The sequence below is a fragment of the Pseudomonas sp. GW822-FHT06D10 genome (assembly GCF_058799535.1).
Genome location: NZ_JBXALN010000002.1, coordinates 1 through 14,774 on the forward strand (window position 1 = coordinate 1; position 14,774 = coordinate 14,774).

The window sequence follows — 14,774 nt, forward strand, 5'->3', positions numbered from 1 at the left end:
ACACCCAAGCAATTTGCTTAAGAAGCGAGTTGCGGTGTGTGAAGACGATACAAACCGAAAGTTTGCGAACACACAAATCTATTACATACCCATTCGCTGGCACGTTGCACAAGCAACGGACTGGCTACCGAATTTCTTGACGACCATAGAGCGTTGGAACCACCTGATCCCATCCCGAACTCAGAAGTGAAACGATGCATCGCCGATGGTAGTGTGGGGTTTCCCCATGTGAGAGTAGGTCATCGTCAAGATTAAATTCCGAAACCCCAACTGCGCATGCAGTTGGGGTTTTGTTTTTGCGCGACATAAAAGCCCGGCGCTTTCTCTGTCACTGTTTGCTCGACCTGGCTGCCACTGCCCGGTGACAGTGCTAAGGTTCCGCCCTAGCTTTTTGCATTCTCCAAGGAAGCCTTTATGCCGGACGCTTCGTCCCTCAACCCTGGTTTCATGGTGGTTCACGGTAACCGCCTGGACGAGTTGCGCAGCCTGGTGGTCAGCTGGATGCGGCGTTATCCCCTGGCGCCCCTGGAAAATGAAATTGCCCTGGTACAGAGCAACGGTATCGCCCAATGGCTGAAACTGGCCCTGGCCGAAGACCCCGAAGTGGATGACGGCGGTGGCTGCGGTATTGCCGCTGCCATTGATGTGCAATTGCCGGGCAGTTTCATGTGGCAGTTGTACCGCCTGGTCCTGGGGCGAGACGAAATCCCCCCCAAATCCCTGCTGGATAAAGCTCCCCTGACCTGGCGGCTGATGCGCCTGTTGCCGGAGTTGATCGATGAGCCGCATTTCGAACCCCTGCAACGCTTCCTGACCCACGACAGTGACCTGCGCAAGCGCTATCAATTGGCCGAGCGTCTGGCCGATCTGTTCGACCAATATCAGGTATATCGAGCCGACTGGCTGGAGGATTGGGCTGCCGGCCGCCACCAACTGCGCAATGGTCGTGGTGAAACCAAGGCCCTGACGCCTGCCAACTGCTGGCAGGCCGAGCTATGGCGCGCGCTGCTGTTGGATGTCGGCACCGAGGGGATGGCCCAGAGTCGCGCAGGCGTTCACCAGCGCTTTATCGAGCGGATCAACCAACTGGAGGTGGCGCCCAGGGGCTTGCCGTCCCGAGTGATTGTTTTCGGTATCTCTTCGCTGCCGGCCCAGGCCCTGGAGGCACTGGCCGGGTTGGCCCGTTTCAGTCAGGTGCTGCTGTGTGTGCACAACCCTTGTCGCCATCACTGGGCCGATATCGTTGCCGACAAGGACCTGCTGCGCCACCAATACAAACGCCAGGCGCGCAAGGCCGGCATGCCTCAGGCCCTGGATCCGCAAACCCTGCACCAGCACGCCCACCCGCTGCTGGCCGCCTGGGGCAAGCAAGGCCGTGACTACATCAACCTGCTGGACAGCTATGACGATCCCAACAGCTATCGCAGCGCTTTTCGCGATGGCCGGATCGATCTGTTCAGTGACAGCCAGCCGGCCAGTATGCTCCAGCAATTGCAGGACGACATTCTCGAACTGCGCCCGCTGAACGAAACACGTGAGTTGTGGCCGCAGGTCGATATCCAGCACGATCAATCGATTCGCTTTCACATTGCCCACAGCGCCCAGCGAGAAGTGGAAATCCTTCACGACCAGCTCCTGGTGCGCTTCAGTGCAGAGCCCGACCTGCGGCCCCGGGATGTGATCGTCATGGTCCCGGACATCGACAGCTACGCCCCGCATATCCGCGCCGTGTTCGGCCAGCTGGAGCGGGATGACCGGCGCTTCATTCCCTTTACCCTCACTGACCAGGGTCAGCGTGGCCGTGACCCGCTGCTGATCGCCGTCGAACATCTATTGAAGCTGCCGGACAGTCGTTTTCCGGTCAGTGAGATTCTCGACCTGCTGGACGTTCCAGCCCTGCGTGCGCGTTTTGGCGTCGACGAAGCCGACCTGCCGACCTTGCACCGCTGGATTGAAGGTGCCGGCATCCGTTGGGGAATGAATGCCGAGCAGCGCGCAGAACTGGGGCTGCCCCCGGAACTGGAGCAGAACAGCTGGCGTTTCGGCTTGCGGCGCATGCTCCTGGGTTATGCCGTCGGCCGCTCCGACGCCTGTGACGGTATCGAGCCTTATGACGAGATCGGTGGCCTGGATGCGGCGCTGATCGGTCCCCTGGTCGCCCTTCTTGACGCCCTGCAGATCGCCTACCAGCAACTCACCCAGCCGGCGGATCCGGCGGAGTGGGGCGAGCGCCTGCACAACCTGCTGGAACAGTTCTTCCTTGCCAGCAACGAACACGATGATTACCTGCTGGGACAGCTCGACGACCTGCGGGAAAACTGGCTGGAAACCTGCGAGTCTGTGGGCCTGCAAGATCAGTTGCCGCTGACGGTGGTCCGCGAAGCCTGGCTGGCTGGCCTGGACCAGGGGCGCCTGTCCCAGCGTTTCCTCGCCGGAGCGGTGAACTTCTGCACCCTGATGCCGATGCGCGCCATTCCCTTCAAGCTGGTGTGCCTGCTGGGCATGAACGATGGCGATTACCCCAGGGCGCAGCCGCCTCTGGACTTCGACCTTATGGGCAGCGACTACCGCCCCGGCGACCGATCACGGCGCGAAGACGACCGTTACCTACTGCTTGAAGCCCTGCTCTCGGCGCGTGACCAACTTTATGTCAGTTGGGTTGGCCGCAGCATTCGCGACAACAGCGAGCGCCCGGCCTCGGTCCTGATCGGCCAGTTGCGCGATCACCTGGCCAGCGGCTGGCGACTGCCCGATGAGCAGGACTCCCTGCTGGAGGCCCTGACCCAGGAGCATCCCCTGCAACCCTTCAGTGCCCGCTATTTCCACGACAGCGACACGCTGTTCAGCTACGCCCGGGAGTGGCAAGTGCTGCATCAGGTCCGAGAGGAACTGGGCGCAGTCGAACGCCTGGAACCCTATGTCCAGGACGAGCCCCTGAGCCTTGCCCAGTTGCAGGATTTCCTGCGCAACCCGGTGCGGCATTTCTTCAGCCAAAGGCTCAAGGTGTTCTTTGAAGCCATGGAAGCACCGCTGGCCGATGAAGAGCCCTTCGTGCTCGATGCCCTGCAGCGCTACAGCCTCAGCGACAGCCTGCTGGAAGCGGCGCTGGGCGACGCCGGGCAGCCCGAGCAAGCCTTGCAGGCCCAGGCCCGGAGGCTGCAAGCCAGTGGCCTGTTGCCCATGGCCGGTTTTGGCGAATGCCTGCAGCGCGAACTGCTGGAGCCCCTGCCGGACCTGTTGCAGCGTTATCGGCAACTGCTCGACCTGTGGCCGACCCCGGTAACCAGTGCGCTGCCGGTGAGCCTGGAACTGCAAGGCGTGCGCCTGGAAGGTTGGCTCAGCAGCCTGCACCAGCGAGCTGATGGCGGGTTGTTGGCTGTGAGCGCCATCCCCAACGGCATCGGCTCGACCAAGACCCGTAAATGGCATCGGCTGATCAAGCCTTGGGTCAATCATCTGCTGGCCTGCGCCAGTGGTTACTCCTTGACCACCGCGCTGGTGGCCAGCGATGACAGCCTGTTGTTGCCGCCGCTGGAGCAGGAGGTGGCCCGGCAGATTCTCGGCAGCCTGCTGCAGGCCTGGCAGGCCGGCATGCGCCTGCCGCTGCCGGTGGCGATCAAGACCGCCTTCGCCTGGCTGGGCCAGAGCGACCCGGACAAAGCCGCGGCCGCTGCACGCAAGACCTACGATGGCGACGGCCAGAACAGCGAGGGCGAACGCCGGCAAAGCCCGGCCCTGGCCCGCCAATTCGCCGACTACAACGCACTGATCGCCGATGAAACCTTCAGCGGTTGGGCCGAGACCCTTTATCGACCCCTGTTGAATGCTCCCTGGCGTTCGGCGCTCGGCGAGGAGGCAGGCGCATGACTGCACAAGCTCCCCTGGCCCTGGCATTTCCTCTGCGCGGCAGCCAGTTGATCGAGGCCAGTGCCGGTACCGGCAAGACTTTCACCATCTCCGCGCTCTACTTGCGCCTGGTGCTGGGCCACGGCGGCGAGGCGGCGGGTTTCGGGCGTGAATTGCTGCCGCCGCAGATACTGGTGGTGACCTTTACCGATGCCGCCACCAAGGAATTGCGCGAGCGCATTCGCACGCGCCTGGCGGAAGCCGCGCGCTTCTTTCGCGATGAAACCAGCGCCCCCGATGGCCTGATCGTCGAGTTGCGTGAGCAATACCCCGTCGAGCAGTGGGCCGCCTGTGCCAATCGCCTGGACATTGCCGCGCAATGGATGGATGAGGCCGCGGTCTCGACCATCCACAGTTGGTGCCAGCGCATGTTGCGCGAACATGCGTTCGACAGCGGCAGCCTGTTCACCCAGACCCTGGAAACCGATCACAGCGACCTGCTGGGCCAGGTTCTGCGCGATTACTGGCGGCTGTTCTGCTACCCGATGCAGGGGGATGCCCTGAACTGGGTGCGCAGCCATTGGGTCGGGCCGGCCGAACTCATGCCCCGAGTGCGGGCAATGTTCGGCAACGAGCGTCGGGACCCACCCGAGCAGACGCCGAGCGAGTTGATCGAAGCCTGCCTGCAAGAACGTCGTGAAGCCCTGGTGCAGATCAAGGCGCCCTGGCGCGAGTGGGCCGCGCAACTGCGGGAGATCTGCCTGCAAGGCGTGGCCAGCAAGAGCGTCGACGGGCGCAAGATGCAGGCCCGGTTCTTCGAGCCCTGGTTCGAAAAGATCAGTGCCTGGGCCGAGGATGAATCCGTCGAGCAACTGGACATCGGCACCGGCTTCACCCGCCTGACCCCCGAAGGCATGAGCGAGGCCTGGAAAGGCGCGGCCCCCGATCACCCCGGGCTCGACGCCATGGCCGGGCTCAAGGCCAGCCTCGATGCCTTGCCCAGCCCGGATGCGGCGGTCCTGCAACACGCCGCGCAATGGGTGGGGGCACGTTTCGAAGAAGAGAAGCGGCGGCGCGCCGAGATGGGCTTCGACGACATGCTGCTGCGCCTGGACAGCGCCCTGCAGAGCGATGGCGGCGAGCGCCTGGCGACCCTGATCCGCGAGCAGTTCCCGGTGGCCCTGATCGACGAATTCCAGGACACCGACCCGGTGCAGTACCGGATCTTCGAAAGCATCTACCGGATCGAGGCCAACGACCCCGAGACCGGCCTGTTCCTGATCGGCGATCCCAAGCAGGCGATCTACGCCTTCCGTGGCGCCGATATCTACACCTACCTGCGGGCACGCCAGGCCACCAGCGGGCGCCTGCACACCCTGGGCACCAACTTCCGTTCCAGCCAGGCGATGGTCAGCGCGGTCAACCATGTGTTCCTGCAAGCCGAACAGCGGCCGCAGGGACAGGGGGCCTTCCTGTTTCGCGAAGCGGATGGCGAGAACCCGGTGCCATTCCTGGCGGTGGCCGCCCAGGGGCGCAAGGAGCAATTGCTGGTCGACGGCCAGCCGGTGCCGGCACTTAACTTCTGGCAATTGCCTTCGGAACAGCCGCTGTCCGGGGCCCAGTATCGCCAGCATCAGGCGGCGGCTTGCGCCACTGCGATTGTCGGCCTGCTCAATGGCGGCCAGCAGGGGCGCAGTGGGTTTGTCCGTGAGCAGCAAGCGCTGAAAGGCTTGCTGCCGGCGGATATCGCGATCCTGGTGCGCGATGGCAAGGAGGCCCAGGCCGTGCGCGGCGAGCTGGCGGCCCGCGGGGTGCGTAGCGTGTACCTGTCGGACAAGGACTCGGTGTTCGCCGCCCAGGAAGCCCGGGATGTGCTGGTGTGGCTCAAGGCTTGCGCCGAGCCGGACGTGGAGCGGCCGCTGCGCGCGGCCCTGGCGTCCCTGACCCTGAACCTGCCGCTGCTGGAGCTGGAGCGGCTCAACCAGGATGAACTGGCCTGGGAAGCGCGGGTCATGCAGTTCCGTGGCTACCGGGCGATCTGGCGCAGCCAGGGCGTGCTGCCGATGCTGCGGCGCCTGCTGCATGACTTCCAGCTGCCCCAGGCGCTGATGGCCCGCAGTGATGGCGAGCGGGTGCTGACCAACCTTCTGCACTTGTCCGAGCTGCTGCAACAAAGCGCCGCCGAACTCGACGGCGAGCAGGCCCTGATCCGCCATCTGGCCGAGCACCTGGCGCTGTCCGGGCAGGCGGGGGAGGAGCAGATCCTGCGCCTGGAAAGCGATGAGCAACTGGTCAAGGTGGTGACCATCCACAAGTCCAAGGGCCTGGAATACCCCTTGGTGTTCCTGCCCTTCATCTGTTCCACCAAGCCGGTGGATGGCAGCCGCTTGCCGCTGCATTACCACGATGCTGCCGGCAAGCCCCAGGTCAGCCTGCGGCCCACCCCGGAGCTGATTGCCCTGGCCGATGAAGAGCGCCTGGCGGAAGACCTGCGGCTGCTCTATGTGGCCCTGACCCGGGCCCAGCATGCCTGCTGGCTGGGGATGGCCGATCTCAAGCGGGGCAATCACAGCAGCTCGGTATTGCACCTTTCGGCCCTGGGTTACCTGCTGGGCGGCGGCGATGTCCTGGGCGAATCCAGTGCCTTGTTGCGCTGGCTGCTGGACCTGCAGCAGGGCTGCGCTGCGATTGGCGTGTCCGAGCTGCCCGTCGTCGATGACCAGCGCTATCAGCCACCGCGCAACGAGGCCACTCTGCTGGCGCCGCTGACGCCCAGCCGCCGCGCCGCGGAAAACTGGTGGATTGCCTCCTACAGTGCCTTGCGCATCAGCGACATCCTGGGGGCGGGCAGCACCGAGGCGCCGGAAAACCCCCAGGCGCAGAAACTCTTCGACGACGAACGCCTGGACCCCGAAGCTCCTCGGGAAACCCTGGCCAGCGGCGGCGATATCCACCGCTTCCCCCGCGGCCCGAACCCCGGGACCTTCCTTCATGGCCTGCTGGAGTGGGCTGGGGAGGAGGGTTTTGCCGCTGCCCCCGAGGCGATCGAGGACGCCGTGGCCCGGCGCTGCAATCGCCGCGGCTGGCAAGGCTGGATCCCGACCCTGAGCGACTGGCTGCAGCACCTGCTGCAAGCGCCCTTGCCCCTGGGCGAGGGCCAGGCACCGGTGGTGCTCGGGCAGTTGACCCAGTACCGGGTCGAGATGGAGTTCTGGTTCGCCAGCCACAAGGTCGATGTGCTCAAGCTCGATGAGCGGGTACGCCAGCAAACCCATCAGGGCGCGCCCCGAGTCACGGCCGAGCCGGTATTGCTCAACGGCATGTTCAAGGGTTTTATCGACCTGACCTTCGAACACCAGGGCCGCTATTACGTGGCCGACTACAAATCCAACTGGCTGGGTGCGGACGACGCGGCCTACACCGAGCAGGCCATGGAACAATCGATTCTCGACAACCGTTACGACCTGCAATACGTGCTGTACCTGCTGGCCCTGCACCGGCAATTGAAGGCCCGGCTGGCGGACTACGACTACGATCGCCATGTGGGCGGCGCCTTGTACCTGTTCCTGCGGGGCACCCGTGCCGCCAGCCAGGGGGCCTACTTCGCCCGGCCGCCTCGACAGTTGATCGAGCAACTGGACCGCATGTTCCAGGGCCAGCCCGAGCCACCCAAGGCCGAGCCCGCCTGGGAGCAGGGAGTGCTGCTATGACCCAGGACCTGTTCGATACACTGGACCAGGCGCCGCAACCGGCCTTCGACCTGGTGCCCCTGAGCCGCGCCGACGACTTGCTGCTGTTGCTTGAGCGCTGGGTCGAGCGCGGCTGGCTGCGTTCCCTGGACCGGGCCTTTGTCGGCTTCCTGCATGAGCTGGACCCGGGCTGTGATCCGCTGGTACTGATGGCCGCGGCCCTGACCAGCCATCAGCTGGGGCACGGGCATGTCTGCCTGGACCTGTTCGAAACCCTCAAGGAGCCGGACTTCGCCCTGTCGCTGCCGCCCGAAGGCGACGCACAAAACGGCGCACCGGCGCTGCCGTCCCAGGTGTTGATGGGGCTTGAAGGGGCGCACTGGTGCAAGGTCCTGGCCGGCAGCCGCCTGGTGGCCCTGGCGGCGGATCATGCCGAGTCTTCCCGGCAGCGGCCGCTGGTGCTGTCCGGCAAGCGCCTGTACCTGCGCCGCTACTGGGCCTATGAGCGGCGTATCGACAACGCCTTGCGCCAGCGCCTGGCCTTGGCCGAGGCCACGCCGGAAAACCTCGCGGCGCGCCTCGACGGGCTGTTCGGCCCGGCCAAGGCGGCGGGGCCCGTCGACTGGCAGAAACTCGCCTGCGCCCTGGCCACCCGGGGCGCCTTCAGCATCATCACCGGCGGCCCCGGCACCGGCAAGACCACCACCGTGGTGCGCCTGCTGGCCTTGCTCCAGGGCCCGGCGGTGGAAGCACGCAAGCCGCTGCGCATTCGCCTGGCGGCGCCTACCGGCAAGGCCGCGGCGCGCCTGACCGAGTCCATCAGCTTGCAGGTGCGTTCCCTCGCGGTGCCCGATGAGGTGCGGGAAATGATCCCCAGCGAGGTGACCACCGTGCACCGCTTGCTGGGCAATCGCCCGGGCACCCGGCATTTCCGCCATCACGCCGGCAACCGCTTGCCCCTGGATGTCCTGGTGGTGGACGAAGCCTCGATGATCGACCTGGAAATGATGGCCAACCTGCTGGACGCCTTGCCCATCCATGCACGCCTGGTGTTGCTGGGGGACAAGGACCAGCTGGCCTCGGTGGAAGCCGGCGCCGTACTCGGCGACCTGTGCCGTGACGCCGAGGCCGGTTGGTACAACCCGCAGACCCGGGCCTGGCTGGAGGCGGTCAGCGGCGAGAACCTGGGAAACAGCGGCCTGCAGGAGGACAGCGCCCACCAGCATCCCCTGGCGCAGCAGGTGGTGATGCTGCGCCATTCCCGGCGTTTCGGCGAAGGCAGCGGCATCGGCCAGCTGGCGCGTTGGGTCAACCAGCAGCAGGCCGATGAAGCCCGGCGCCTGCTGGCGGCTCGCAGCCATGCCGACCTGTATGGCCTGAGCCTCAAGGGCGAGCAGGATCGGGCCCTGGAACGGCTGCTGCTGGAGGGCCATGGCGAGGGGCCGCAAGGCTACCGCCACTACCTGAATGTACTGCGCAGCCAGCGCCCGCCGCCGGGTACGCCTCTGGAGGATCGGCGCTGGACCGACTGGGCGCGCCATGTCTTGCAGGCCTTTGATCGCTTCCAATTGCTGTGCGCGGTGCGCAAGGGCCCCTGGGGTGTCGAAGGCCTGAACCTGCGGATCACCCAGGCGCTGTTCAAGGCCCGGCTGATCGACAGCGACCAGCAATGGTACGAGGGCCGCCCGGTGCTGATGACCCGCAACGATTACGGCCTGGGCCTGATGAACGGTGATATCGGCATCGCCCTGAAACTGCCGGAGCAGGAAGGCTCGGAGGCGGGGCGTCAGGTGCTGCGCGTCGCCTTTCCGCGCAACGATGGCCAGGGCGGGGTGCGGTTGGTGCTGCCAAGCCGGCTCAATGACGTGGAAACCGTTTACGCCATGACTGTGCATAAGTCCCAGGGCTCGGAGTTCGCCCACACTGCGTTGATCCTGCCCGACGCCCTGAACCCGGTGCTGACCAAGGAGCTGATCTACACCGGTATCACCCGGGCGAAGGACTGGTTCAGCCTGATCGAGCCCCGTGCCGGAGTGTTCGAAGAGGCGGTTCGGCGCAAGGTCAAGCGCCTGAGCGGGCTGATGCTGGAGTTGGACTGACACCCATGTTTCCGGCTTTTCTCAGGCGTGGTGCTCGGGTGCTGGTCTCGCTGCATTTTCCCGGGCTGTGCTATCGTTGCGGCATCATTTCCGTGAAAATCAAAGAGAATCCCTGCATGGACGTGGCTGTCTTGAGGACAGAGCGCATTTTGGGGTGGAGACAGTGTGTGCTGTCGACCATTCTCTGCCTGTTCAGCCTGTTGGCCATCGCGCAGTCGGAGCCACCGGCGGCCGCGAGCCTGGCCGAGCAACGGGCCAAGGCTGTAACCCAAGTGGTGCTGGGCATTCTCAGCTACGCTCGCTGGCCCGTGGAGCCTGCGCAACTGCGTCTGTGCGTGGTTGGCCCCACCGAATACACCGATGACCTGCTCAAGGGCGCGACCCAGGCCACCGGCCGCCCGGTGTTGGTGCGGCGTCTGCTGGCCAACAACCCGTCGTTGGCCAGTGAGTGCGATTCGGTCTATGTCGGCAAATTGTCCAATGATGAGCGTACCCGCCTGTTCAACTCGCTGATCGGGCAGCCGGTGCTGAGCATCAGCGAGGGGGGCGACCAGTGCACCGTGGGCAGCCTGTTCTGCCTGCGGGTCGGCGACAGCCAGGTGTCGTTCGAGGTCAACCTGGATTCCGTGGCCCGCAGTGGGGTGAAGATTCATCCCAGCGTGCTGCAGCTTTCCCGTCGTCGTCCGGCGGCCCCATGAAACTGTTCAAGCCCAACGCCCGCCCTACACTGCGGTCGGTCATCGGTCGCGGCCACCTGATCGTCGCTCTGCTGGCGATCTCCATGGCCAGCCTGTCCCTGACCTTTCTCGGGGTGTTGGCCCTGCGCGTGTACGCCGATCACAACCTGCACCTGATCGCCCGCTCCATCAGCTACACCGTGGAAGCTGCAGTGGTGTTCAACGACAGTGTGGTGGCCACCGAGGCCCTGGCCCTGATCGCCTCCACCGAAGAGGTGGCCGACGCCAAGGTGTATGACAGCCAGGGCCAGTTGCTGGCCAGTTGGCAGCGCCCGGAAAGCGGCTTTCTGACCAACCTGGAAATGCACGTCGCCAGCGCCTTTCTGGAAAAGCCCATCAGCCTGCCGATCCTGCACCAGGGGCGGGAAATCGGCACCATCAATGTCACCGGCCATGGCGGCAGCCTGTTGCGGTTTCTCCTCAGTGGCCTGGTGGGCATCGTGCTGTGCATCGCCCTCAGCGCCTGGTTGGCGCTGTACCTGGCGCGCCGCCAGCTGCGGGGCATCACCGGGCCGTTGCGCAGCCTCGCCGATGTGGCCCACGCGGCCCGGCGCGAGCGGGCCTTCGATCAGCGGGTGCCGCCTGCGGAAATCGCCGAACTGGACAACCTGGGCAACGACTTCAACGCCCTGCTCGATGAGCTGGAAGCCTGGCAGACCCATCTGCAAAGCGAGAATGAAACCCTGGCCCACCAGGCCAGCCACGACAGTCTGACCGGACTGCCCAACCGGGCGTTCTTCGAAGGCCGGCTGATCCGTGCCCTGCGCAGCGCCAACAAGCTCAACGAGCGCATGGCGGTGCTGTTTCTCGACAGCGACCGGTTCAAGGAGATCAACGATAACTTCGGCCACGCCGCCGGCGATGCGGTGCTGGTGGCTGTGGCCACGCGGATTCGCGCGCAGTTGCGCGAGGACGACCTGGTGGCGCGCCTGGGCGGGGACGAATTTGCCGTGCTGCTGACCCCGCTGCACCGGGTCGAGGATGCCCAGCGCATCGCCGACAAGATCATCAGCAGCATGGAAGTACCGATTCAACTGCCCGGCAGCCTGTCGATCCTGACATCGCTGAGTATCGGTATTGCCGTGTACCCGGATCATGGTGCGACACCGGGCAGTCTGTTGAATGCCGCCGACGCGGCCATGTACCAAGCCAAGCGCGGTTCGCGAGGCGGGCAACACACAGTGGGGGCGGAGCTCCCTATCGTTCAGGTTCAAAACAGGAGCTAATTCCCTTGTTCTCGATGACGCAACGTTCGGTTCGACTGTTCAGCACTCTGGTGTTCATGGCCCTGCTGGCCCTGGCCGGCTGTCAGAGCGTGCCGCCCAAAGGTCTGACCCCGAAACAGATCGCGGTACTGAAACAGGAGGGCTTCGAATTGACGGATGAAGGCTGGGCCTTTGGCCTGTCGGGCAAGGTGCTGTTTGGCAGCGATGTGGAAACCCTGAACCAGGCCAGCACCGAGATCGTCCAGCGCATCGGCAAGGCGCTGCTCAGCGTCGATATCCAGAAGGTCCGGGTCGACGGTCACACCGACGCGTCGGGCAAGGAGGCCTACAACGTGCAACTGTCCGTGCGCCGGGCCAAGAGCGTGGTCAAGGTGTTGACCCAGGTTGGCATGCGTGAAGAAAACATCCAGCTGCGCGGCCTGGGCAGCAGCGAGCCGGTGGCCTCCAACAGCACCGTGGCCGGGCGTACCGAGAACCGTCGGGTGTCGATCGTGGTGATCGCCGACTGATCGACGACCTGCCGGGTTGCGGCTGCTAAGGGTCAGGGGGCGGCGAAGCGCATGCTGCGACTCTCGCCCATGAGCAGCGGCCGATTCTGCTCGGTCACCTCGCGGATGTAATCCCATAACAGGGTGATCCGCTTCAACTTCCTGAGATCCTCCCGGCAGTACATCCAGAATTGCCGGGTCAGGTTGATTTCCTTGGGCAGCACTGGCAGCAGGCGCGGGTCCTGGGCCGCCAGGAAGCACGGCAGGATCGCCAGCGAGCGGCCCTGCTGCGCTGCCACGTACTGGGCAATCACGCTGGTGCTGCGCAGGTTGGCGCTGGCCCCGGGCACCACATTGGCCAGGTACAGCAGCTCGGAACTGAAGGCCAGGTCATCCACATAACTGATGAATTGATGCTCGCCCAGGTCGCCGGGGCGGCGGATCGGCGGGTGGCGGTCGAGGTATTCCTGGGTGGCGTACAGCTGCAGGCGGTAGTCGCACAGCTTGCAGCACACATAGGGGCCGTGCTCCGGGCGTTCCAGGGCGATGACGATATCCGCCTCGCGCTTGGACAGGCTGATGAAGTGCGGCAGCGGCAGGATATCCACCGAGATTGCCGGGTAGGCGTCGAGGAAGTGGCTGAGTTGCGGGGTGATGAAGAAGGTGCCGAAGCCCTCGGTGCAGCCCATGCGCACATGGCCGGACAACGCCACTCCGGAGCCCGAGACCTGCTCGCACGCCATGTGCAGGGTGCTTTCGATGGACTCCGCATAACCCAGCAGGCGCTGGCCCTCGGCGGTGAGGACAAAGCCGTTGGTGCGGGATTTTTCGAACAGCAAGGTGCCCAGGGCGGTTTCCAGGGACCCGATGCGCCGCGATACCGTGGTGTAGTCCACCGCCAGGCGCTTGGCCGCGCTGCTGGCCTTGCGAGTGCGCGCCACTTCGAGGAAAAACTTCAGGTCGTCCCAGTTCAGGGTGCTTAGCGAGGTGATGTTTTTTTGCATGATGGACCGGATTTTATGTGCGTTCTTATTAGAAGTTTGCACATCTATACTCCAAAAACCGTCCGATACCAACTCGCGACAGCCCCTCTTTCAAGGCGCTTGCCCGCCTTGGTTTCCCTGCATAAGAACTCAAGAAGTCAGGAGACCCCATGAACGCATCCCTCAAGCCCGACGGCACCACCCTGCAACAGGTCAAACTGCTGATCGACGGTGAATGGGTCCAGTCCCAGAGCCAGGAATGGCACGACATCGTCAACCCGGCGACCCAGGAAGTGCTGGCCAAGGTGCCCTTTGCCACTGCCGCTGAAGTCGACGCCGCGATCGCCGCTGCCCAGCGCGCCTTCCAGACCTGGAAACTGACCCCGATCGGCGCGCGGATGCGCATCATGCTCAAGCTCCAGGCCCTGATCCGCGAGCACTCCAAACGCATTGCCGTGGTCCTCAGCGCCGAGCAGGGCAAGACCATCGCCGACGCCGAGGGCGACATCTTCCGCGGCCTGGAAGTGGTGGAGCATGCCTGCTCCATCGGCACCCTGCAGATGGGCGAATTCGCCGAAAACGTCGCCGGCGGCGTGGACACTTACACCCTGCGCCAGCCGATCGGCGTGTGCGCCGGGATCACCCCGTTCAATTTCCCGGCAATGATTCCGCTGTGGATGTTCCCGATGGCCATCGCCTGCGGCAACACCTTCGTCCTCAAGCCTTCCGAGCAGGACCCGCTGTCCACCATGCTGCTGGTGGAGCTGGCGGTGGAAGCCGGGGTGCCGGCCGGTGTGCTCAACGTAGTGCACGGCGGCAAGGACGTGGTGGATGCGCTGTGCACCCACAAGGACATCAAGGCGGTGTCCTTCGTCGGTTCGACTGCGGTCGGCACCCACGTCTATGACCTGGCGGGCAAGCACGGCAAGCGCGTGCAATCGATGATGGGCGCGAAGAACCACGCCGTGGTGCTGCCCGACGCCAACCGCGAACAGACCCTCAATGCCCTGGTGGGCGCCGGCTTCGGCGCGGCCGGCCAGCGATGCATGGCCACCTCGGTGGTGGTGCTGGTGGGGGCAGCGAAACAATGGCTGCCGGACCTCAAGGCCCTGGCGCAGAAACTCAAGGTCAACGCCGGCAGCGAGCCGGGCACCGATGTCGGCCCGGTGGTCTCCAAGCGTGCCAAGGCGCGGATTCTGGAGCTGATCGAAAGCGGCGTGAAAGAAGGTGCCAAGCTGGAGCTCGATGGCCGCGACATCAAGGTTCCGGGCTACGAGCAGGGCAACTTCATCGGCCCGACCCTGTTCTCCGGGGTGACCACCGACATGCAGATCTACACCCAGGAAATCTTCGGCCCGGTGCTGGTGGTGCTGGAGGTGGATACCCTGGACCAGGCCATCGCCCTAGTCAACGCCAACCCCTTCGGCAACGGCACCGGCCTGTTCACCCAGAGCGGTGCGGCGGCGCGCAAGTTCCAGAGCGAAATCGACGTCGGCCAGGTGGGCATCAACATCCCCATTCCGGTGCCGGTTCCATTCTTCAGCTTTACCGGCTCCCGCGGTTCCAAGCTCGGCGACCTGGGCCCCTACGGCAAGCAAGTGGTGCAGTTCTACACTCAGACCAAGACCGTCACCAGCCGCTGGTTCGACGATGACAGCGTCAATGACGGTGTGAACACCACCATCAGCCTGCGTTGAGGAGCCTGA

General features: G+C 64.8%; 8 protein-coding genes and 1 rRNA gene. 8 read left to right on the forward strand and 1 reads right to left on the reverse strand.

The window, feature by feature from the left end:
• Positions 1-135 precede the first annotated feature (135 nt).
• From rrf to yfiB, 7 genes are all read left to right on the forward strand, one after another.
• Positions 136-251 (forward strand): 5S ribosomal RNA (gene rrf / locus AC1RL5_RS05575).
• Between the two features lie 163 nt (positions 252-414).
• The gene (gene recC / locus AC1RL5_RS05580) at positions 415-3,867 is read left to right on the forward strand and encodes an exodeoxyribonuclease V subunit gamma (protein ID WP_492589129.1); all 3,453 of its coding nucleotides are present in this window, start codon (positions 415-417) and stop codon (positions 3,865-3,867) included.
• A complete protein-coding gene (gene recB, locus AC1RL5_RS05585; RefSeq protein ID WP_011059105.1) occupies positions 3,864-7,556 on the forward strand; it encodes an exodeoxyribonuclease V subunit beta in 3,693 nt (1,230 codons plus the stop codon). The genes recC and recB overlap by 4 nt, the downstream gene beginning before the upstream one ends.
• Positions 7,553-9,634 (forward strand): exodeoxyribonuclease V subunit alpha, encoded by a 2,082-nt coding sequence (recD, locus tag AC1RL5_RS05590; protein ID WP_492589130.1) that lies wholly within the window; start codon positions 7,553-7,555, stop codon positions 9,632-9,634. The genes recB and recD overlap by 4 nt, the downstream gene beginning before the upstream one ends.
• A 116-nt stretch (positions 9,635-9,750) precedes the next feature.
• Entirely contained in the window at positions 9,751-10,332 is a 582-nt protein-coding gene (gene yfiR / locus AC1RL5_RS05595; RefSeq protein ID WP_072451365.1) for a regulatory sequestration protein YfiR, read from the forward strand.
• Positions 10,329-11,597 (forward strand): diguanylate cyclase DgcN/YfiN, encoded by a 1,269-nt coding sequence (gene dgcN / locus AC1RL5_RS05600; RefSeq protein WP_041115800.1) that lies wholly within the window; start codon positions 10,329-10,331, stop codon positions 11,595-11,597. Before yfiR ends, dgcN begins: the two co-directional genes overlap by 4 nt.
• Positions 11,598-11,611: 14 nt before the next feature.
• Positions 11,612-12,106: an outer membrane lipoprotein YfiB gene (gene yfiB / locus AC1RL5_RS05605; protein ID WP_015634043.1), complete on the forward strand. Its 495-nt coding sequence runs from the start codon at positions 11,612-11,614 to the stop codon at positions 12,104-12,106.
• A 32-nt stretch (positions 12,107-12,138) separates the two neighbouring features.
• Here the strand turns inward: yfiB and AC1RL5_RS05610 are convergent, their stop codons facing one another.
• Positions 12,139-13,089 carry a LysR family transcriptional regulator gene (locus tag AC1RL5_RS05610; protein WP_011059110.1) on the reverse strand — a complete coding sequence of 317 codons (951 nt, stop codon included), beginning with the start codon at positions 13,087-13,089 and terminating at the stop codon, positions 12,139-12,141.
• A gap of 149 nt (positions 13,090-13,238) precedes the next feature.
• Here AC1RL5_RS05610 and AC1RL5_RS05615 point away from each other — a divergent pair, with 149 nt between their 5' ends.
• Entirely contained in the window at positions 13,239-14,765 is a 1,527-nt protein-coding gene (locus AC1RL5_RS05615) for a CoA-acylating methylmalonate-semialdehyde dehydrogenase (protein WP_019096001.1), read from the forward strand.
• Positions 14,766-14,774 lie beyond the last annotated feature (9 nt).